The following is a 21,770-nucleotide window of genomic DNA, read 5'->3' as shown; positions in this document are numbered from 1 at the left end:
ATCCTAAGGATTAACTTTTTTGATGACGATCAAAGATGGTGTCGTAAATGAACTGAAATTTTTGAACGATGAGTAAAAAAAATTATTTACAATCTACCGCCCTGCCATATATCCCCATCGGTGCGGGAGATAAATAAGGAATACCAAGATTTGCAGACCGGATAATTAGCAGCATCCCCATGGTAAACATCAACCAGGGAATAAGCCTTTGTGTGTTGAAAGGAATATATCTTTTGATGAAAATTCCGCCCAGTGAAACCATCAGCATCAGCGGTGTGGTTCCAATCCCGAATAAAAACATAAAAACCCCACCAGCTTTAAAACTTCCGGTATTGAGGGCGGTAACCAGCGCCAGGTAAACCATTCCACAGGGAATAATTCCATTTATAGCGCCGGCAAAAAATCCCCAGAGCGGCAACTGGAATACGTAAGCCATTAGCTTACTGATAGGACGCAATAAATGATTTTGTAACGTAGCAAAACGCCTTACATACTGCGGAACAAGTTGCAATAAGGTAAAAAAAATCAGTAGTATACCAATAATGGTGCTGAGTATTTGCTGATTGCTAAAAACGGCTATACTGCCACCAAGTGCGCCTGCGCATAAGCCTAAAACCACATAAACAAAAATTCTTCCGAACTGATACATGAGCAATTGGAAGGCAGCACCTAAAAAATGTTGTTTCTGAAAAGGCATGCCCAGCATAATGGGTCCGCACATGACAGCACAGTGCAAACTGCCAAACAGGCCCATTAAAAAAGCTAATGGCAGGAAATCCGTCATAGCGTGAGGTTGGTTTGATACAAATAGTCCTTCCCATGACTGCGCCACTGCATATGGAGAAACCACATGCCTTTTGGTAAATGAGCGCGACTTACCAGAATCAGGTGATCAGGTCCGATGGTTTTACCATCAAACTTTAAATCTTCGGCTTTGTTTGATGGCCGCATCAATACGAGCTGGTAGCTGGCACTGTCTTTTAAACGGATAACCAATTGCTTTTGATCAACTGTAATTTTCGGCTGCGCATCATAATTCAGCATGTTTTGTGCTGCATTATAGGTGGTATTGTAGTTAATCCCTTTTTCATAATAATCCTCTTCCACTAAAGCATCGCCATCATGTTTGGCAAACATATAACCTACCATTGCTATGATGAAAAGCATGAAACAGCCCATTCCCAATAAAATTTTAGTACCCCAGTTCATCGTCATCTTTTTTTATTTTTATTCGTTATCAGGCGGTGCAAAAAAACTGGTGCTGGCCTGGCTTAAAACTTTTCCATCCACCATCACTTCAAATGCAGCATCTGATTTATATTCCTTAATCTGGCGGTTATTCCGGATGAGAAAGAAAGTGATTTGTGCAGATCCATCCTTCGGAAGCACATTTGCCGCCTGTATAAATTCGATCTGATCATGTTGATCTTTCGCCCTGAATTCAAACTTTACCGTTTTATTGGTTTTATTGATCAGCTCTGCATTATACAGATTGCTGGTTTGATTGTTTCCCCTGTTTTGATAAAGCGTACCACTTGCCCTTAATACAGTGGTTTCAATAGATGATCTTTTATAGATGAGGGCAGAAAAAACCATGCATACCATAACCAGGACAGCTGCATAGCCATAGGCTTTGGCCCCTATTTTAAATGGTTTCTGCTGGCTGATGTAATCCTGATTATAAAATCCAATTAGGCGTTCTGGTCGATTGATTTTTAGCATCACTTCATCACAGGCATCAATACAGGCCGTACAATTTACACATTCCAGCTGTGTTCCCTTTCTGATGTCTATGCCTGTTGGACAAACCTGTACGCATAATCCACAATCTATGCAATCGCCTTTAGCTTCAGCTACATTTTGCTTCTGCATCTTTCCACGGGGTTCACCACGATTAACATCGTAGGCGACAATCAGACTTTGGTTATCCAATAAAACACCCTGTAACCTGCCATAAGGACAAATTACCGTACAAACCACCTCACGCACATAGGCGAAAACAGTATAAAACAGAAAGGTAAAAAGCCAGATGGAAATAAAGCCTGATACATGCTGATGAACCGGTTCTGTAATGATGCTGAATAGTTTTTCGGAACCAATAAGATAGGCTAAAAAGGTATTGGCAATGGCAAATGAAATCACTAAAAAGAGAAAATGTTTAGTCGATTTTTTTAAAATCTTGTCCATATTCCAGGGCTGAGCATTCAGTTTGATTTGTTTTTGCTTATCACCCTCTATCCAGAATTCTATTCTCCGGAACACCATTTCCATAAAAATGGTTTGCGGGCAGGCCCAACCACACCAGAGCCTGCCCAAAACCACTGTAAAACAGACAATAAAAATGATGAATATGAGCATGGCCAATGCGAAAAGATAGAAATCCTGCGGAGTAAAAATCAGTCCGAAGAATACAAATTTTCGTTCGATGAAATTTAATAGCACCCACTGCTCACCATTCAATTTTAAAAAAGGACAAGAGAATAAAAGCAAAAGCAGCCCATAGCTTACCCATTTCCGGTAAGTATATAGTCTTCCCGCTGGCTTTTTAGGATATAGAAAATCCCTGCCCTTACTTTCCTTTTTCTGATTATTTTGTAGCATTCGTTGTTTTCAAACTATCGGCGGGTGCTTTCATGGCATTGTCCTGTGGATCTTTTTCTTCGTACTTTTCTCCCTGTGCAGCCTTAGCCCCTGCCGGATGGGTACCGGCCAGTGATAAAATGTAGTTGGCTACGGCACTGATTTGTTTAGGGCTCAGGTTTTTCTCCCAGCTGATCATCCCTTTCTCAGGCACACCGTATTTGATGGTTTTGAAGACATTGTTAATACCTCCACCATGTAACCAGTAATCATCAGTTAAATTCGGACCGATAATTCCCTGCCCCTTATCACCATGGCATACTTTACAGTTTCCTTCGAAAATATTCTTCCCTTCAGCCAATACCGTTTCTGTGATATCAACTTTTACCGTATTTTCATCAATTGCATTTGCTGATTTCTGCAGGTATGCTGCTTTTTCAATCTGTGCCTGTGCCATTTCATTCTTATACTCCTGATCCTGGAGATCGCCATAGCCACCAATGTGGTAATAGAACAGGTAACCCACAGCAATAATCATGGTACCAAAAAACAGGAAGTTAAACCAGGCCGGAACCGGATTATTCAGTTCTTTAATACCATCATAGGCGTGATCAATTTCCAGCTCTTTTTCCTGCTCAATCGGTTTTAAACTCAGCAATTTTTCCCAGATGGAGTAGCCTTTTTTTCGCCGCTTTAACCATTCGTCGTAGTTTAATTGTTCAGCTTTCTCTGGTGATAAATAAGGTGTAGGATGAAGCTGCTCCTTATACATTACCTTGAAAGCGTTGAGTAAGGTAAGCGACACAAACACCAGTACTACAGCAAATAGTAATAAAATAACAATCAATAATTCTGATTGCGTAAGGCCAAGCGATGGCGCTGAAGGCTTTACATTTTCGGACACTGTTTTTTCATCTGCTGCAAATGCCAACACCTGACCAAACAGCAACAAAACAAATAAACTAATCTTCTTCATACCCTATAGATTGATTTTCCTGGATTGGCAGTTCGCTCATGACTTCGATATGCTTTTTATTTAATTTAAGGAGGTAAATGCCTACGATAATGAAAAATACCATAAACATGATCAGCGAGCTGATGAGGTAAAGTTCACCTCCGGCCAGGTCTTTTATTTGATTGAACATAATTTTAGTTGCTTGGAATTTCTGTTTTATTGGCTTTAATATCAGTACCTAAGCGTTGCAGATAGGCTATAATAGCCACAATCTCCCGATCACTTTTTACCTTAATATTGTTTTGTTTTAATTCAGCGGCAATCTGATTAGCCTGAATCTTAAGATCTTCATTAGCCTTTTGGTCATATCCAGCTGCATAAGGCACACCGAGTGTTTGCATCGCCTTGATCTTACTTGCCGTAGTGGTAATATCAAGTTGTTGATTCACCAACCATGGATAAGGCGGCATGATACTTCCCGGCGACATTGAAGTGGGATCTACCAGGTGATTGTAATGCCATGCATCAGAATACTTTCCGCCAATGCGATGCAAATCTGGTCCGGTTCTTTTACTTCCCCATAAAAAAGGATGATCGTAAACAAACTCACCAGCCTTACTATATTCGCCATAACGCTCTGTTTCTGAACGGAAAGGCCTCACCGTTTGTGAATGACAGTTTACACAACCTTCGCGGATATAAAGATCTCTTCCTTGTAATTCTAAGGCAGAATAAGGCTTCACACTGGCAATAGTGGGTACGTTAGACTGAATGGTAAACGTTGGCATCATCTCCACCATTCCACCAATGAGAATGATAATCAATGATAAAACCATAAACTTCATTGGCTTACGTTCCAAAACCCTGTGCCAGGCTTTATCCGCAGCAGAATGATCTACAATTTCTTTTGCCAGGGGCATTGCTTCTGCAGGTTCATTGGCCACCAGTTTAGCACTTCTCATGGTTTTGGCCAGGTTATAAGTCATGACGATTACACCTGCCAGATACATTGCACCACCTATTGATCGCAATATATGCATGGGAATAATCTGTAGCGTAGTGGCCAGGAAGTTTGGATATTTTAACAAACCTTCGCTGGTAAACTCCTTCCACATTAAACCTTGTGTAAAACCTGCCCAGTACATCGGGATAGCATAAAAAAGGATGCCGAGCGTGCCTATCCAGAAGTGAAAGCCGGCCAGTTTTTTAGAATATAATTCCGTTTTATAAATTCTTGGAATTAACCAGTACAGTACGCCAAAAGTTAAAAAGCCATTCCATCCTAAGGCACCAACGTGTACGTGGGCCACGATCCAATCGGTAAAGTGGGCCACACCATTAATTTGCTTTAAGGATAACATTGGCCCTTCGAAAGTGGCCATGCCATAAGCTGTTAAAGCCACCACCATAAATTTCAGTGTAACATCTTCCCGAACTTTATCCCAGGCACCGCGAAGGGTCAGTAAACCATTAATCATTCCGCCCCAGCTTGGTGCAATCAGCATAATGGAAAAAGCAACACCTAAAGATTGTGCCCAGCCGGGTAAAGAGGTATAGAGTAAATGGTGCGGACCAGCCCAGATGTAAATAAAAATCAGCGACCAAAAATGTAAAATACTCAGTTTATAGGAGTATACCGGTCTTCCGGCCATTTTGGGCAGAAAGTAATACATCATGCCTAAATAAGGCGTGGTTAAGAAAAAAGCTACTGCATTGTGTCCATACCACCATTGTACCAGTGCATCCTGAACGCCCGCATACACATAATAACTCTTTAGGAATGAAATAGGCAGCTCAAATGAATTCACAATATGCAGCACCGCTATGGTGACAAAGGTGGCGATATAGAACCAAATGGCTACGTATAAATGCCGTTCCCTTCTTTTAAAAATGGTACCGAACATGTTAATTCCGAATACCACCCAAATGATGGTGATGGCAATATCTATCGGCCATTCCAGTTCGGCGTATTCATGCGAGGTGGTAAAGCCCAATGGAAGCGTAATCACCGCTGAAACGATAATCAGCTGCCAGCCCCAGAAATGAATTTTACTTAAAACATCACTAAACATTCTGGCCTTAAGCAGGCGTTGTAAAGAATAATACACCCCCATAAAAATGGCATTGCCCACAAAGGCAAAAATCACTGCATTGGTGTGTAAGGGCCTGATCCTGCCAAAAGTGGTATACTGGTTGCCTAAATTCATGGCAGGTTTGAAAAGCTGCATCGCTGCCAGCAAACCTACCGTCATCCCAATAATCCCCCAAACGAGGGTGGCAATGCCGAAGTTTCTGACAATTTTGTTATCGTAAGTAAATCGCTCTAATTGCATAAACAGAAATGTTTTGTTTGTATTGATAGGTCAAAGGTATCCTGCATGGAGGACGTAAAGGATGATGTGGCTTAGCTGGAAAAGTGATCTTCTTCACTTTTTTCTTCTTCCAGCTCATCATCAAAGAGAATGCGGATGCCCGGCGTGTAAACATCGTCGTTCTGCCCTGTTTTGGCAGCCCAGATAAATGCACCCAGAAAAATGAGTGCCATTAAAACACTGCAGCCCACCAGAAAATAGAGAATATTCATAATAATTTATTTTTACGGGCTAGAATCCGTGTAGCGAAAGTGGTAAAACAGATGATGGTAATGGTACTGACGGGCATAAGCACCGCAGCAACCAAGGGATAAAGCGTACCCTGAACGGCATAAAAGATTCCCATAAAATTATATGCGGTAGCAATGGCAAAGCTTGCTTTTATAATCTTTATCCCATCCTTACTCAGTCCGATAAAATCAGGTAGCATATTTAATGAATCGCCCTTTAATATGGCATCGCATCCGGGAGTAAAATTGTTAATATCATCGGTAATGGCTATGCCGAAATCACTCTGTTTCAAGGCACCTGCATCATTCAGTCCATCACCGAGCATCATGACTTTCTTTCCACTATCCTGCAATGCTGAGATGGCATTAAGCTTTTCATGTGGACTTTGCCTGAATCTGATGGTATTCTTTTCCGGAAAGATGGTTCTCAGATGGCGTTCATCCTTGTTGGTATCGCCAGAAAGCAATTGTACCTCAAATGAGCAATTTAACTGTTTAATCAGAAAATTGAGTTGCGGCCGCCACTCCTGCTCAATGACAAAATTCCCCATATAAACATCATCGATGACCACATGCACACCGCTGGAAGGCTGATGAGCCACCGCTTTTAAATTTGAGGACAAACTTCCGGCATAAACACTAGAGCCGTTAATGGTTGCAGATAAACCCTTACCCGGCATTTCCTGATAATTCTTCACCTGAAAAAAATCGCCTGTTTTTAGTTCCTTTAAAATGTGCCGGCTCAATGGATGCGCAGAATTTCTGAACAGTGAAGCCACCATTTTTTTCTCGTGATCATCCATTTTACCATTGAAATAAACCTGTGCATTCCGGGTAGTGGTTAATGTTCCGGTTTTATCAAAAACAATGGCATCACACTTAGCCAGCTGTTCTACAGCATCCGTATTTTTCACATAAAAGCCTTTCTTATCAAACACAGATAAAATGGCTGAAAGCGTAAATGGCGTACTCAATGCCAGTACGCATGGGCATGCCACGATAATGACGGCCGTAAATGCCGACCAGGCCTTATGGCTATCGTGTTGTAAAAGCCAGTAAGCAGTGGCTGAAAAGGCAATGGTAAATACAGCCAGGCTAAAATACTTGGCGATGCTATCGTTAAAGTTCTGCTGATGAACATGGTCTTTATAATGATCATGGTTCCACAAACCCGTTAGATAACTTTGTGAAACCGGCTTGATCACTTCCAGCTCTATGGCCTCTCCGGTCTGGCGCCCACCAGCGTAGATAATTTCGCCTAAAACCTTATGCACAGGTTCAGATTCGCCGGTGACGAAACTCATATCCATCCAGGCATCACCTTTCATTAAAATTGCATCGGCAGGAAGTAATTCGCCGTTTCTAATCCATAAGCGGTCGCCAATTTTCACATCATTGATGGAAACTGGCTTTTCCAGCCCGTTAATCAATGTGGTTACTGCAATCGGGAAATAAGAACGATAATCACGGTCGAACGAGATGTGGTTATAAGTGCGTTGTTTCAGCCATTTGCCCATTAACAGCAAAAAAACCAATCCCGTCAGGGTATCAGCAAAACCTGGTCCGATGTTCAATATAACTTCAAATGCTGTTCTTAAAAACAGAACGGCAATGATTAAAGCCAAAGGCGTATCCAGGTTCACATGCTGATGTTTTAAACTGGTTAAGGCGGAAATGAAATAATCCTTACCGCAATAAAAGGCTGCCGGAATGGAAAAAGCCAGATTAAGCCAGCCAAATAACACTTGAAATTGTTTGTCAAGGTCCGATAAACCAAAATACTCAGGAAAGCTGAAAAGCATCACATTACCCATTAAAAATCCGGCTACGGCTATTTTCAGAATCAAACCCTTATCCAGGGCCTTTTGATGTTCCTTCACCACATCCTGAAGGCTGATTAAAGGCTCATATCCAATCTGAATCAGGGTTTCTACCAGGTTCCTTAATGAGATTTCCTGATGGTTAAAAGTGATGGTTACCTGCTTCCTGATAAAATCAATGCGTGAACTGAAAATGGCCGGGTTGATTTTATACAGATGCTCAAGTAACCAGATACATGAACTGCAGTGAATTGCTGGAATATAAAAAGTGATGATACTTGAATCTTCACCAGCGTAATCAATAAGCTGATTCATAATTTGCTGTTCATCCAAATATTCTAAGCGGGTATCATGACGCAATCGCTGACCAGGATTATGATTATATATATAGTAATTACACAGGTTATTTTCAGAAAGGATTTGATAAACGCCCTTGCAACCGGCACAACAAAAGTTTTTGTCATCCAATTGATGAACATGATCGGTAACCTCTTCTCCACAATGGTAACAGGTGGTGTTAACAGTAGTTTGTTGTTGGTTTTTCATGGCATAAAATTTAAATGGCATCACTAAATAACCTGGTTCCAGGCTGCCTGATCCATAACTTCTCATCGAAAGCCATACACACATTTCTCAAAAATGACTTACCAGTTTGGGTAATATTGATTTTATTTCCGGAAACCCGGATCAACTGATCTTGAATGAGCGGAGCAAGCCTTTGAACTATTGCCTCAGGAATACCTTCCGGATAACTAGTATTTTCCCTGCACATCATGTTTAAAATGTGCTGACGAATTTCAAGGTCTTCAGCAGACAGCAGATGGCCTTTTTCTACGGGTAACAAACCCGCATTTATCTGATCGAGATAAGCTTCTACGGTTTTAGGATTTTGTGCGAAAGCAATCCAGCTGTCACTAATTGACGAAACACCTAAGCCAATGAGCAAATGCGTATGCTGATCGGTGTAGCCCATAAAATTGCGGTGCAGTTTTTTCTTTGTACTGGCTGTAAATAGTTTATCAGTTGTTAGGGCAAAGTGATCCATACCCACATCCATATACCCAGCTTCCATCAGCATGTTTTTTCCCATTTGATAAAGCGCAAATTTTTCCTTTCCAGCAGGAAGATCCTCAACAGTATAGTGCCTTTGGCCAGGCTTGATCCAGGGCACATGGGCATAACTATAAAAAGCAATCCGATCTGGCCGCATATCAATCACTTCTTTAATTGTTTGCGATAAACCACTGATATGCTGAGCAGGTAATCCATATATCAGATCAAAATTAATAGAATCAAAACCAATTGTTCTGGCTTGACGCATGATCGCGGTTACCTGTTGTGGCGTCTGAAATCTATTGATCATCAACTGCACTTTTGGATCGAAATCCTGAATTCCCAGACTCAATCGTTTAAAGCCAAACTGATATAAGGTTTGCAGATGTGTTTCAGTGGTATTTGCCGGATGCGCTTCAAATGAAAACGTAGCATCAGCTGAAACTTCCACTTCAGTAAGAATGCCATCCATTAATACTTTCAGGTTTTCGGCTTGAAAAAAAGTAGGTGTGCCACCGCCCAGGTGTAATTCTTTTATTTTAGGCCTGCTCCCTAACAGATGCTGATACATTTTCCATTCAGCTAAAACGGCCTCAATGTATGGTACTTCTACCGCATGGTTTTTAGTGATTCGGGTGTTGCAACCACAATAGGTACATAAACTTTCGCAAAAAGGCAGGTGAATGTAAAGACTGATTCCTTCAGCTCCCTGATCGGCATAAATGGTCTGAACAGCGTTGATCCATTTATCCTGACTAAATGTATTCTGATCCCAATATGGAACTGTAGGATAACTGGTATAACGTGGCGCAGCAACATTATATTTCTGAAGTAATGCGGCGGTTTCCATTATTTCAAGGCTTTAGTCACACCACAATTATTCTGACAACAGCAGGCTTTGCCTACACATTTACCGGCCGCCCATTGATCCAGATTTTTAATCACCTGCTCCATTCGCAATCTGGGATCCTGGTTTTCTTCCAGCAATGGCACATTCGCTACTTTCATTCCGGCCCGACCTGCGGCCAGTAAATCCAGGTGCTCTGTTTCAACAGATGAGGTGGCGATATACCGAATCCCCAATGACTTTAACCCATCAATCATTTCCGCATCTAAGTCGTCATGATTAAAAACCAATAGCACCTCCTTACCTGCAGAAAAAGACAAAGTATCAATAGTTAAACTATTGGCTATGATCGTAATATCATGTTTTTTATAATTCGCGAGAACCAGCCATTCTTTTTCGACAGGCTTAATATTATAGGCTATTGCTTTCATGTACTTTTTTTAGAGTACACAAAAATAAAGCAGCCATCATTTGAAGAGGATGAGGCTGCTTAGGCTAAAAAGTGACATTCGTTACTTTTATCAAGATATATTGCAAATCAGCTACTGCTTTACATTTTTAAGCTTTTGTAAGGATAAAATATTAATGGCGTTACCCGTTTTATCAATCAGCTTTTCCTCTTTAAAATCGGCCAACATCCGGCTGATGGTTTCACTGGCCGTCCCCACCAGCGCGGCCAGGTCATCTCTCGAGATCTTGATGGTACAACTGTCGGTTTCATGCTTGCTAAACTTTTCTGCTACCTGCACCAATGCTTCAGCTACCCTTTTTCTTACAGACGAATAAGCCAGTTGCAGCATCTGCTTCCCTTTATCCTGAACATTTTCAGACAACAGACTGATGAACTTTTTAGATACAGACTGATGATTGAGCAGGTATTCCATAAAATCTGTTTTTGGAATCTGGATAATTTCAGATGACGCAAGTGTTGCCGCATTTTCAGCATAAGGCACACCGTTACAAAGGCTTTCATAACCGAAGAAATCACCATCATGAAATAAGCCGGAAGAAAGTTCCCGACCATCTTTAAAACGTTTATAGGTTTTAACCTGTCCTTTTACAATATAATAAAGATGCAAGGGCTCATCATCTTCCAAATAAATAATCTGTTTATTTGAAACTGATCTGGCTTTGCCCTTGGCCTTAAGTTCTTCGAAAACCGCGTCAACGCTTCCGGCAGATGCACCAATGGCTTTTGATAGCTGTTTCTTTTTAAACCGGCTTTCAATTGCCCTGAACAATTCCAAATCATCAAAAGGCTTTGTTAGATAATCATCTGCGCCCATTTCCATTCCTTTTCTCATATCTGCCCGCTCTGTTTTAGCAGTGATGAAGATGAAAGGAATATTAGCGGTTTGCGGGTTTTTATTCATCAGATACAATACACCGTATCCGTCCAGTTCAGGCATCATAATATCACAAAGAATTACATCCGGCAGGTGCTTCAAGGCCATATCCACCCCAATTTTACCGTGTTTAGCCGTAAAGGTTTTGTAGCCGGCCAGATCCAGTACCTCTGCAGTCCCTTCGCGGATATCATCGTTATCTTCTATGATTAATACTTTTTTACCCATCTGAAAATTTAAAAAGAATTTTTAATTTATTTAACCGGAAAACTCAACGTAAATAAGGTTCCGGAATGCTGCTCACTTTTACAGGATACCGCGCCATTCATTAAGCCTACATAACGACTGACAATATTCAGGCCCAAACCAGTTCCCGGAATATCGCCGGTATTGTGTGCCCTGAAAAATGGCTCAAACAGGTTGTGCTGATCGGCTTCAGGAATACCTATTCCATTATCTTTCACCTCTAAGATCAGTTCATTGTCTTTTAAGATACTGTTGAATTGAATCAGCGTATCTTCACCTGAATATTTTATCGCATTGGATATTAAATTGATAATGCAGTTTTTAAGTAGATTTGGATCAAGTAACACATTAGCCTTGGTTCCGGTGTGTTCATAAATAATATGCTGGTTTTGTTTGGTCATTAACTGCATTTCTTCCGTAATTTCTTCTGCAAAGCTGATGATATTGAAAACCTGTGCGGCGGCCTGTACCTTTCCGGCTTCCAGTTTTTCCAATGATAAAAAATCATTTAAAATGGTGGTGAGGTTGTTAATGGAGTTCTTGATTTTGGCCGTATGTTTTTCTACATTTACCACATCTTGTTTTACCGTATATTTATCTATCAATGAAGCTGATAACTGCATCGAGCTCAATGGCGTCCTAAACTCATGTGAAGCCATGGAAACAAACCGCGTTTTAAGCTGATTAAGCTCTTTCTCTTTTTGAAAAAGGGCACTCATATTTTCCTTTGCCGTTTCCAGCTCTGAAACCAATTTAATCAGATCGCGTGTGCGTTCTTTAATTTTGCTTTCTAACTTCTCCGTATACGATTTAATCTGTTCCTCATTTGCCTTTTCTTTTGACAAATCATGAATAAAGCCGGTGTAAATTTTACGATCGCTGAATTTAACTTCACTTACGCCCAACCGGAATGGAAAAGTGGAACCATCTTTCTTTTGTCCGCGCACCTCTCTGCCAATGCCGATGATATGCTTTTTACCGGTTTCATTATAGTTTTGAATATAGCCGTCATGCCTGATTTTATCAGGTTCCGGCATCAGAACAGAAACGTTTTTGCCTACCAATTCAGTCCGCTCGTAGCCAAAAAGCTTCAGTGCCGCTGGATTTAAATGCTCAATAAAGCCTTTATCATCAATAGTAATGATACCATCAATCGCATTTTCTATAATTGCATCCAGGAATTTCGATCTGTCCATGTTATCTGCTTTGCTGAAGCCGTAAAGATAAATTTAATTGAGGCCACTTTCAATACTAATCAATTTGCAGCTGATCCAATCGGTGCTGTGAAATATTTAACTGCATCTGCAATGAATTTAAGTGATCATCTCCCTCATCGGCGATTTCATTAAACAATTGTGTATAATAGGAGATTCCTTCTGATAACTGCAATTTAAAATGCTGAAGCTGTTTCTTCTTTTTATCCGTAACATGGTGATACAACTGTTGTAACTCCCCTTGGAAATAATCGATATATAAACCAAGCTCCTTTATAAAAATATGCGGACGTTCAATTTTCTCAAGCAAGTTTAAGCGGCCATAAATGTGCCCCACCATTTCATCTAAAGCATAAATACCAGAAAAATAAGCCAGATTTGGACCCGGACAAATGGCTACGGCTTTACTTTCTTTAGGTTTAAGGATATCATATTTCAGATAGGTAGAGGCACATAAACCTTCACACAGGCAGATTTTTTCCGTCACGGCATCAAATTGTTGCTGAAATTCCTGTACCGACAGTGCCTGAGATTTCAGTTGTTTGATTTTTAAATGCTGGTACGCTCTGGATGCCGTACAAATGGGCTGTTCGGTAAACTCGGTATTGTTGCATAAATATTTTTTGGTACAGGCACTGCCCGGACGATTTTTCCCTATCCTCCCTAAGCGTTGCGCATTAATGCTGCTGTTTTTGAAATTATTAAACTGAATGCCCAATGGTGAGGAATGGCTCAGGTAATAGTCATCTTCCCTGGAATGCGCCAGAACATTCAGGGTTTCATCATCCACGTTCGTGGCTTCAGGAACCAAAAGAAAAGGACTCCCCCAACCTGTGGCATCTAAGCCATAATGACGCATTAAAAACCGGTTTTCTTCAGCAGTACCAATTCCGCCCTGCACACTGATCCGTTGTGAAGCTGGTGTAGTCATATTTATATTTCTCTGACGAATAACCGGCTCATAAAGCGCAAATAGCACTGCATGCATGTCGCTTCTTCTGGCTTTAAATTCTTCCAGAATGGGTCCAAGCAGATGGCCTTCCGTTGCAAATGCATGCCCACCGCAGTTTAATCCGGACTCAACCCGGAACTCGGCTACCCATAAGCCTTTTTTGGCCAGGAATTTTGCCTGAATTAAAGCTGACCTGAAATCACTTACTTTCAAAATGATCTTTTTACGAACATGGCCATTTTTATCTGGGAAAAAATCTTCAAACTGTGCGAGATAACTGTATAACCTCGGATTCATCCCGGCAGAAAGAATAACAGATGAAGATAATTTACTTAAGGCAAATCCACGTAAGGCTGCAAGCGCATCTGAACTTTCATCGCTGGTCAATTCAGCGTCCACATTCATCTTATCCACCTTCGCCATAATATTTACATCAATTGCTCCAGCCTTAATTTCATTCCGCAGCACCTGCTGAAACCTTTCTTTCTGTGTTCCTTCGGGATAATCCATCATTAATTCATATCCGTTTTTTAAACCGGAACCTTCTGGCAGGAGCTCAAAATACCTGCAGATATCGCTCCCGGCTTCAAATGCCTGCTTTTTAAGTTGTGCCACCTGACGGGAGACGGCATCAGCCAGGAAATTTAAATAGGCAGTGATTCTGGATGCCCGGCTGTCTCCGGCAGATTTCAGTATCGGTAAAAATGCCAAATGGAGCTGTTGTGAGTGGTATTCGCGCATCCTTTCGATCAGTTCATCATCTACAATGGATAATACAGAAGAAATGCCATAGCGGGCAACTTTTAATGGTGTGTCTATAGAATACCCCAGTCCTAAAACAGGGATATGAAAGGTATGTGGCATAATCAATTGCTTTAAAGCACAAACCTATTTAATGTGCATGAAGCAGGACCAGATTTACATTATCTTATAAAATGATGTAAGTCACTTTTTACCAGAATTAAACCTTATGGTTTTAAAACTTATAGGGTTTGATAAATGTATTTTTTTTCTAAAACCTTTACCCTATAGCGCTGTTTTTAAAATAAAAAAGATAAGAAATATGGGACTTTTAAAAACAGCAATCATCGGCGCTGCAGTGTATGCAGGCTTTAAATACATCACCAAGAAAGATCCGATTACCGGAAGATCTGTAGTAGATGATCTTAAAGATAAAGCACCGGAGTGGAAAGAAAAAGCAAAGGATTATCAACGTGAATTTGAAACGAAATTTCAAAACGTAGAGAACGATTTGACCAGATGAATAGCAGCTTGCAGTAATCGTGACCGACCGTCAGACCGCTACTTATTTCTGTAGGCATTTAACACGATCATCAAACTAGATACACATCACTGGCAAAGATTTAAGGAATACACGTTCTTTAAGCCTTTGCCAGTTTTCATATTCCCGAAACTTTAAAAAAGAAACAATTGTTGGCTATAGACTGGAAACAATTTCTCATTGGTGAGGAAAATTTTGAATTTCTGATGGAAATCGCCCTGCGCACCTTCATCATGTATTTCATTATTTTATTTGGTTTGCGTTTACTGGGTAAGCGTGGCGTTCGCCAGTTATCCGTATTTGAACTGGTGGTGATCATCAGTTTAGGTTCTGCCGCCGGCGACCCTATGTTTTACAAGGAAATCGGTTTACTTACGCCTGTTGTGATCTTTCTCATTATTGTAGGTGCATACCGTTTTACTACCTTTTTAACAGCTAAAAGTGAGAAAATAGATGATTTAATTGAAGGGAAAAGCGTTTACCTGATTCGGGAAGGTGTATTTAACATTGAAGACTTTAAAAAAGAAACCCTGGCAAAAGACGAATTTTTCTCTGAATTACGCCAGCAAAGTATTTCACACCTGGGCCAGGTAGAAACGACCATTCTGGAAACATCAGGTACATTGAGTGTTTATTTTTATGCTGATGAAAACGTTAAACCAGGTCTTCCCATTTTACCTGATCTTTTTGATCAGAAAATTAAGTTGATTGACGATGAAGGTCAATATGCCTGCTCATTTTGTGGTGCGGTAGCAGAAATTAAGCTGAAGGGCAAACACAAGTGCCCGCGGTGCCAAAACGAGGAATGGGTAAAAGCGATAAATGATTGCCGGGTTAAATGATACCTTACAGGCTGAGTATGAGTAAAATAAAAAATAGATCCGGTTTTCCGATCATTACATCAGCTTTGAGTTGTAAATTTGTAGCATGACATCACAAGAATTACAGGAGCTGGAAGATTTTTTTACCCATGCAGGCAAGCAACCTGTACCCATCTATCTCAATGAAGCCACTGTAATTACCGATTATGATTTTTTTCTCGAAAGCCATTTCCTGCCTTTGAAATTAAACCTTGACTCCAAAGTTAACCAGCCATTGCTTCATCGCTTAAAAATGCTCAAACTGCTGGTAGAAGCCAATGCCTAACGGATTGGCCTTTTTCTGTTCGGCAACTTACTGGCATTCTTCGCGGTAGCTAAACTTACTGTTAACAATGCCGTAGCTAGAAAAACACCCTGAATCAACAGCGACTTATTTTTGCGTTCAAGGCCCCTGTAGAAAGTATACAGGGCAATGCCCCCCATTCCTGCCAGTTCAATGACCCTTTTACTTTCGGTTGCTGAACCATTTCTTTTTGAAAAGGCAATCCGCAATAAGTTATCCACCAGGTTCATATTTTTGGCAACTGTATGCTGAATAGCCGGCTTGGTTGCATGAATCCCCAAACCATGTCCAACAGCTTTCATCCCGTCCAGCACCATCTCCTTTTTAAATTGATCAGTTGTATTTTTTTTCATCATAAATTCTTTAAAAAAAAACAACAAAAAAAGAGATAAGGTTTTGGTTAGTTTGATTTCAGTTCACAACCATTTAAACTGTTCATAAAAACACCTTAACCAAAAATTTCTGCAAACAATTTGTTGGAATGGAGTTTGGCTTGCTGATCGTAAATATGTGAGGTACTCATCACTTCATTTACCCCATATTTTTCTACAAAAGCCTCTAAATTTCTCTTGATCGTTTCTTTGTTGCCAATGAAAGAATAGTAGAGCATTTGTTCTACCGCTTCTTTTTCCATCCGATCCCAATAGCCATTAATATTATCAAAAGCAGGCTTTAGCAATTCACGCTTCCCTGTAATCACCCCAAGAAACATTCTTTTCACTGAGCTGGATAAAAACTCAGCCTGTTCATCTGTATCTGCTGCCACCACATTTACACAAGCCATCACATAAGGTTCATGTAAAAGGGCTGATGGTTTAAAGTTATTTTTATAGATGGCGATAGCCTGTTCAAAATAGGTAGGCGCAAAATGACTGGCAAAGGCATACGGCAATCCTTTTTCAGCGGCCAGGTATGCACTGTCGGTACTCGAACCCAGTACCCAGATGGGAATATCCAATCCCTCACCCGGAAAGGCGCGTACTTTCGCCCCCCTGTTATCGGCCGAAAAAAACTGCTGGAGGCGTTCAATATCACGCGGGAAGTTATGTGCAGCGTTAAAGTTTTCCCCACGAATAGCCACTGCGGTTACCTGATCAGTTCCGGGTGCCCTGCCCAATCCCAGATCAATTCTATTTGGATGTAAAGAAGCCAGCGTTCCAAATTGTTCCGCCACAATTAAAGGGGAATGGTTAGGCAGCATAATTCCACCGGACCCTACCCGTATGGTTTGGGTTCCGCTGGCTATGAAACCAATTAAAACGGCCGTGGCCGAACTGGCCACGCCTGCCATATTGTGGTGTTCGGCAAACCAGTAACGGCGATAACCTAAACTTTCTGATTGCTGGGCCATTTCTAAACTGGTTTTGAAAGTATCGCCAGCTGTATGTCCTTCAAGTACCGTTGCCAGGTCGAGCACGGAATAAGGTATATTTTTAAGGGAATGATGATTCATGGTATTGGTTTTCTTAATCTGATCACAAAAATATCCGATAAATCAGCTACTCACGATGGCATTAAACATAAATGACTTACTGGTGATTGGCAAAGCCATATTATTATTTTCAGATAACAAAACCTGCCGGATCTGGTTTGTGCTTACGTTACAGGGAACAAATACTCAGGAAAGGTAATGGCAACACCATTTATTTTCCAAAGCATTCACCATTCCTGAAACTGAATAAGTATTTTATTTATTTAAAAAATTTCCAACTATATTGGCACGAGTTCGTTAATTATTCTGATCCTTCTTTTTTTACCTATGACTAAAAATATCTTTATCGCATCTGCAGAGCCCTATACCGGGAAATCAGTGATTGCATTCGGCATGATCAACATGCTGCTGGCCAAAACGCAAAAAGTAGGTTATTTCAAGCCGATTATTGCCCAGGAAGACCCCGCTAAAAAGGACGAACATGTAGAAGCGATGTTAAATTATTTTTCACTTCCTGTAAACTATGAAGACGCCTTTGCCTTTACCCGTCAGGATATGCTTCAACAGTCTGATGATCATGGCTCCATGATTAACACAATCATCAGCAAGTATAAAAAACTGGAAGACAATTACGATTTTACCGTGATTGAGGGCAGTGATTTCCTGGGTGAAGGCAGTGCTTTTGAGTTTGAATCTAATGCCTTAATGGCTAAAAACCTGGGTGCTCCGGTGCTGATCGTGGTATCAGGCAAGGGCAAATCGGCCAGTCAGTTATTTAAATCTGCCATTAACATTTACAAAAACTTTTTGCTGCGCGATGTTCAGGTACTGGGCGTGATAGCCAATATGGTTAACCCGGAAGAAGCGGAACGCATTAAACAGGCCCTGACCAACCAGTTGCCTGCTGAATTATTAATTGCCGTTATTCCGGTGGAGAGTGGTTTGCAAAGCCCCACCATGAAAGAAATTACAACGGCGCTGAACGCTGAAGTGCTATTTGGCGCAGATTTAATGGATAACCAGGTAGATAACTTTGTTACCGGTGCCATGATGCTGCCCAATTTTTTAAGGCACATTAAAGATAACCTCCTCATTGTAACACCTGGTGACCGTGGGGATATTATTATTGGTTCGCTCCAGGCCAACCTTTCGGCCAATTATCCAAAAATTGCAGGGATTGTGCTCACCGCCGGCAGTTTGCCAGATGAACCGATGATCAGGTTAATTGAAGGTTTACAAACCATCATCCCAATCATTTCAGTACAAAAAGGCACTTTTGAAACCACCACTGCCATTGGTTCTATCCACTCAAAAATTACCATCGATAATAAAAAGAAAATTGCCCTGGCGATTGATATTTTTGAAAAACACGTAGACCTTAAAGCACTTGATGATAAAATCATTACTTTTAGTTATCAGGGCATTACGCCGCACATGTTTCAGTACCAGTTAGTGAAATGGGCAAAAAGAGAAAAAAAACACATCGTTCTTCCCGAAGGAAATGATGAACGCATCTTAAAAGCGGTAGAGAAATTAATTGCGCAGGACATTGTAGACATTACCTTACTTGGCGATCCGCTGGACATTGGAAATTCGATCAAACGCCTGGGATTAAATCTGGATTCCAATGCCATTCATATCCATAATCCGGCACATTCTGAGCACTATGATAGCTATGTAGAAACCCTGCATGAGTTGCGAAAGGCCAAGAATGTCAACCAGGAGATGGCGAGGGATATGATGACAGACGTATCTTATTTTGGCACCATGATGGTGTATAAAGGTGATGCCGATGGCATGGTATCAGGCGCAGTGCACACCACTCAACACACCATCCGCCCGGCTTTGCAATTTGTGAAAACGCGTCCAGGTGTTTCTGTTGTATCTTCCATATTTTTCATGTGTTTACCTGAACGGGTAGCCATTTTTGGCGATTGTGCAGTCAACCCCAATCCAACGGCACAGCAACTGGCAGAAATTGCGATTTCCTCGGCAGAGAGCAGTGCCAAATTCGGAATTGAACCACGCATTGCCATGTTATCTTACTCATCCGGAACATCAGGAGAAGGTGAAGATGTAGAGCGTGTGCGTGAAGCCACAGCCATTGTAAGGGAGCGATATCCGGAATTGAAAATTGAAGGCCCGATCCAATACGATGCTGCCGTAGATCCAAAAGTGGGCAAGCAGAAAATGCCGGATTCTGAAGTGGCCGGAAGAGCCAGCGTACTGATTTTCCCCGATCTGAATACAGGCAACAATACATATAAAGCCGTACAACGCGAAACCGGTGCACTAGCCATTGGCCCTATGCTACAAGGTTTAAATAAACCCATTAATGATTTGAGTCGCGGTTGTACCGTAGATGACATTTTTAACACCGTGGTGATCACCGCTATTCAATGCCAGGACATTTAAAAAGAAAAAAATGAACATTTTAGTCATCAATTCAGGAAGCAGTTCCCTTAAATATCAACTCTTTAAAATGCCTGTTCCATCGCCCATTTCAAGTGGATTAGTGGAACGCATCGGCATTGAAGGCTCCTATATTAAGCATAGCGTTTTTAAGGAAGCAGAAAAATTTATTACAGAGAAAACTGCATTTATTGCCGATCATGGCGAAGGCTTAAAGCAGGTGCTTGCTTTATTAAGTGAAGGAGAGCTGGCCGTAATTGCGACACCTGATGACATCAATGCCGTAGGTCACCGTGTGGTACATGGCGGAGAAAATTTTTCAGGTCCGACTTTAATTACGACGGAAGTAAAAGAACAGATTAAAAAACTTTTTTCACTTGCCCCGCTTCATAATCCGGTAAATTTAAGATGTATTGAAGTTGCGGAGGAAACTTTTAAAAAGGCCAGCCAGGTGGCCATCTTTGATACTGCCTTTCACCAAAGCATTCCACAACAGGCTTTTCGATACGCCATTCCAGAACGTTATTATAAAGAAGAGGGCATCAGGGTGTATGGTTTTCATGGCACCAGTCACAAATATGTGAGCGAACAGGCTGTAAAATGGTTAGACAAGAAAGCATCAAAACTCATCAGTATTCACCTGGGCAATGGCTGTAGCATCACTGCCATTCGCAATGGTCAATCTATAGACACCAGCATGGGTTTTGGTCCGTTAAGCGGTTTAATGATGGGTACCAGATCGGGTGACATTGATCCTTCAGTTGTTTTTCATTTAATAGAACATGCCGGGTACAGTCTGAATCAGTTGAGCACTTTATTTAATAAAGAATCAGGTTTATTGGGTGTTGGCGGATCCAGCGATATGAGAGACATCAGAAAGCTGGCAGCATCCGGAGATGAGCAGGCTGTTCTTGCCCTTGAACTTTATGCCTACCGCATTAAAAAATTTATCGGTGCTTATGCCGCTATTCTCAATGGCATAGATGCGATTATTTTTACGGCAGGCGTTGGAGAAAATGACCGGGACATGCGTGAAGCCGTTTGCCATGAATTGGCTTATTTAGGGATCGAGATGGATAATGAGGCCAATGGAAAATACAATGGTGGAATACAGGATGTCAGCATAAATGATTCGAAGGTTAAAATCCTGGTGATCCCTACCAATGAAGAATATGAAATTGCCAGCCAGTGTTATCGCCTGCTTCAAACGTAGAAATTAGACCTTACCTGCACTTTCTCCTCAAAGTGCTGTATCATAGATTTGAAATATCAACCTGAACTCTTTGGAGGGTTTATAAAAATTCTCTTAAATAATGTTTCAATAATATGATACAGCGCTTATCATCAAACCGGGCGGTTAAATTAGTTTTATTCGAGGTTTTTAGCTTTTCCATATGCCTAATAACCGCCTGACCACTACAATCTCTGCGATATGATAAGCATTATGATCTGCAATTTGCAGGGCTTCCCTTAAAATGGATTGACCATCACCATGAGGAATAGCTTCATAAAGATTTCCTGATGCCAATAAATCAATAAAACTATTTAAATCGTGATCAATAGCTTTTAGCGCCTGTGTCCATTCTTCCTCACTTGACGGAGCAGTTTCCTCAGGCCAATACCCCTCCGGCCAATTAGGCGATTGATGCGATCCATCTTTACTAAATTCGAGCATATCCCATTGGGCAATCCGAATGTGCGAGACTAATTGCCAGATGCTGTATGGTAAACCATGCGGCTTTTCGCCTAACAGGTGAAATGGAATATTTTCAAGGGCTTCATTAAAACCGACATGTGCCCCACCGCCATTCAGCAGTTTTTGAAGTTCGTCAAGTAAAATCTGCGTATGCTTTTCCATAATTTTA

Annotated in this window: 22 protein-coding genes; 6 read left to right on the top strand and 16 right to left on the bottom strand. The window is 41.1% G+C overall.

Features of this window, described 5'->3' with window-relative positions:
• Positions 1-82: 82 nt before the first annotated feature.
• From OQ267_RS15365 to OQ267_RS15305, 13 genes are all read right to left on the bottom strand, one after another.
• A complete protein-coding gene (locus OQ267_RS15365; RefSeq protein WP_265836698.1) occupies positions 83-784 on the bottom strand; it encodes a sulfite exporter TauE/SafE family protein in 702 nt (233 codons plus the stop codon).
• On the bottom strand, positions 781-1,215 hold the full coding sequence (locus OQ267_RS15360) for a FixH family protein (protein ID WP_265836697.1): 435 nt from the start codon (positions 1,213-1,215) through the stop codon (positions 781-783). Before OQ267_RS15360 ends, OQ267_RS15365 begins: the two co-directional genes overlap by 4 nt.
• Positions 1,216-1,227: 12 nt before the next feature.
• Entirely contained in the window at positions 1,228-2,601 is a 1,374-nt protein-coding gene (ccoG, locus tag OQ267_RS15355) for a cytochrome c oxidase accessory protein CcoG (RefSeq protein ID WP_265836695.1), read from the bottom strand.
• Positions 2,588-3,556: a cbb3-type cytochrome c oxidase N-terminal domain-containing protein gene (locus tag OQ267_RS15350; RefSeq protein ID WP_265836692.1), complete on the bottom strand. Its 969-nt coding sequence runs from the start codon at positions 3,554-3,556 to the stop codon at positions 2,588-2,590. The genes ccoG and OQ267_RS15350 overlap by 14 nt, the downstream gene beginning before the upstream one ends.
• Positions 3,543-3,725, bottom strand: coding sequence for a hypothetical protein (locus OQ267_RS15345; protein WP_088303134.1), 183 nt, complete (start codon positions 3,723-3,725; stop codon positions 3,543-3,545). The genes OQ267_RS15350 and OQ267_RS15345 overlap by 14 nt, the downstream gene beginning before the upstream one ends.
• A 4-nt stretch (positions 3,726-3,729) precedes the next feature.
• Positions 3,730-5,868 carry a cytochrome-c oxidase, cbb3-type subunit I gene (gene ccoN, locus OQ267_RS15340; protein ID WP_265836690.1) on the bottom strand — a complete coding sequence of 713 codons (2,139 nt, stop codon included), beginning with the start codon at positions 5,866-5,868 and terminating at the stop codon, positions 3,730-3,732.
• Positions 5,869-5,939: 71 nt separating this feature from the next.
• Complete coding sequence (ccoS, locus tag OQ267_RS15335) at positions 5,940-6,119, bottom strand: cbb3-type cytochrome oxidase assembly protein CcoS (RefSeq protein ID WP_265836688.1); 180 nt, start codon at positions 6,117-6,119, stop codon at positions 5,940-5,942.
• Entirely contained in the window at positions 6,116-8,503 is a 2,388-nt protein-coding gene (locus OQ267_RS15330) for a heavy metal translocating P-type ATPase (protein WP_265836687.1), read from the bottom strand. Before OQ267_RS15330 ends, ccoS begins: the two co-directional genes overlap by 4 nt.
• A gap of 10 nt (positions 8,504-8,513) precedes the next feature.
• Positions 8,514-9,860 (bottom strand): oxygen-independent coproporphyrinogen III oxidase, encoded by a 1,347-nt coding sequence (gene hemN / locus OQ267_RS15325; RefSeq protein WP_265836685.1) that lies wholly within the window; start codon positions 9,858-9,860, stop codon positions 8,514-8,516.
• A complete protein-coding gene (locus OQ267_RS15320; protein ID WP_265836684.1) occupies positions 9,860-10,288 on the bottom strand; it encodes a lactate dehydrogenase in 429 nt (142 codons plus the stop codon). The genes hemN and OQ267_RS15320 overlap by 1 nt, the downstream gene beginning before the upstream one ends.
• Positions 10,289-10,399: 111 nt before the next feature.
• Positions 10,400-11,431 (bottom strand): response regulator, encoded by a 1,032-nt coding sequence (locus tag OQ267_RS15315; protein ID WP_265836682.1) that lies wholly within the window; start codon positions 11,429-11,431, stop codon positions 10,400-10,402.
• 26 nt (positions 11,432-11,457) lie between these two features.
• Positions 11,458-12,645 (bottom strand): PAS domain-containing sensor histidine kinase, encoded by a 1,188-nt coding sequence (locus OQ267_RS15310; protein WP_088303140.1) that lies wholly within the window; start codon positions 12,643-12,645, stop codon positions 11,458-11,460.
• 55 nt (positions 12,646-12,700) lie between these two features.
• Positions 12,701-14,479, bottom strand: a complete 1,779-nt coding sequence (locus OQ267_RS15305; protein ID WP_265836681.1) for a hypothetical protein — start codon at positions 14,477-14,479, stop codon at positions 12,701-12,703.
• A gap of 199 nt (positions 14,480-14,678) precedes the next feature.
• On the opposite strand from OQ267_RS15305, the gene OQ267_RS15300 reads away from it, so the two are divergent.
• The 3 genes from OQ267_RS15300 (at position 14,679) to OQ267_RS15290 (ending at position 16,043) form a co-directional block, all read left to right on the top strand.
• Positions 14,679-14,879, top strand: coding sequence for a hypothetical protein (locus tag OQ267_RS15300; RefSeq protein WP_036677046.1), 201 nt, complete (start codon positions 14,679-14,681; stop codon positions 14,877-14,879).
• 167 nt (positions 14,880-15,046) lie between these two features.
• Complete coding sequence (locus tag OQ267_RS15295; protein ID WP_265820387.1) at positions 15,047-15,739, top strand: DUF421 domain-containing protein; 693 nt, start codon at positions 15,047-15,049, stop codon at positions 15,737-15,739.
• Positions 15,740-15,824: 85 nt separating this feature from the next.
• Entirely contained in the window at positions 15,825-16,043 is a 219-nt protein-coding gene (locus OQ267_RS15290) for a DUF6965 family protein (RefSeq protein WP_088303142.1), read from the top strand.
• Here the strand turns inward: OQ267_RS15290 and OQ267_RS15285 are convergent.
• A complete protein-coding gene (locus tag OQ267_RS15285) occupies positions 16,040-16,417 on the bottom strand; it encodes a hypothetical protein (RefSeq protein ID WP_088303143.1) in 378 nt (125 codons plus the stop codon). The genes OQ267_RS15290 and OQ267_RS15285 overlap by 4 nt on opposite strands.
• Positions 16,418-16,509: 92 nt before the next feature.
• A complete protein-coding gene (locus OQ267_RS15280) occupies positions 16,510-17,514 on the bottom strand; it encodes an LLM class flavin-dependent oxidoreductase (protein ID WP_265836679.1) in 1,005 nt (334 codons plus the stop codon).
• A gap of 55 nt (positions 17,515-17,569) precedes the next feature.
• Here OQ267_RS15280 and OQ267_RS15275 point away from each other — a divergent pair, with 55 nt between their 5' ends.
• The 3 genes from OQ267_RS15275 (at position 17,570) to OQ267_RS15265 (ending at position 21,118) form a co-directional block, all read left to right on the top strand.
• Positions 17,570-17,692: a hypothetical protein gene (locus OQ267_RS15275; protein ID WP_265820390.1), complete on the top strand. Its 123-nt coding sequence runs from the start codon at positions 17,570-17,572 to the stop codon at positions 17,690-17,692.
• Between the two features lie 128 nt (positions 17,693-17,820).
• Complete coding sequence (gene pta / locus OQ267_RS15270; RefSeq protein ID WP_265820391.1) at positions 17,821-19,908, top strand: phosphate acetyltransferase; 2,088 nt, start codon at positions 17,821-17,823, stop codon at positions 19,906-19,908.
• Between the two features lie 10 nt (positions 19,909-19,918).
• Positions 19,919-21,118, top strand: a complete 1,200-nt coding sequence (locus tag OQ267_RS15265) for an acetate/propionate family kinase (RefSeq protein ID WP_265836677.1) — start codon at positions 19,919-19,921, stop codon at positions 21,116-21,118.
• A 168-nt stretch (positions 21,119-21,286) separates the two neighbouring features.
• Here the strand turns inward: OQ267_RS15265 and OQ267_RS15260 are convergent, their stop codons facing one another.
• Positions 21,287-21,763 (bottom strand): DinB family protein, encoded by a 477-nt coding sequence (locus OQ267_RS15260; protein ID WP_265836675.1) that lies wholly within the window; start codon positions 21,761-21,763, stop codon positions 21,287-21,289.
• Between the last annotated feature and the right edge of the window lie 7 nt (positions 21,764-21,770).

It is taken from the genome of Pedobacter sp. MR22-3 (assembly GCF_026240075.1).
Classification (GTDB): domain Bacteria; phylum Bacteroidota; class Bacteroidia; order Sphingobacteriales; family Sphingobacteriaceae; genus Pedobacter.
Note: the sequence above shows the minus strand (reverse complement) of the source record. Positions and strands in the feature narration are given on the sequence as shown.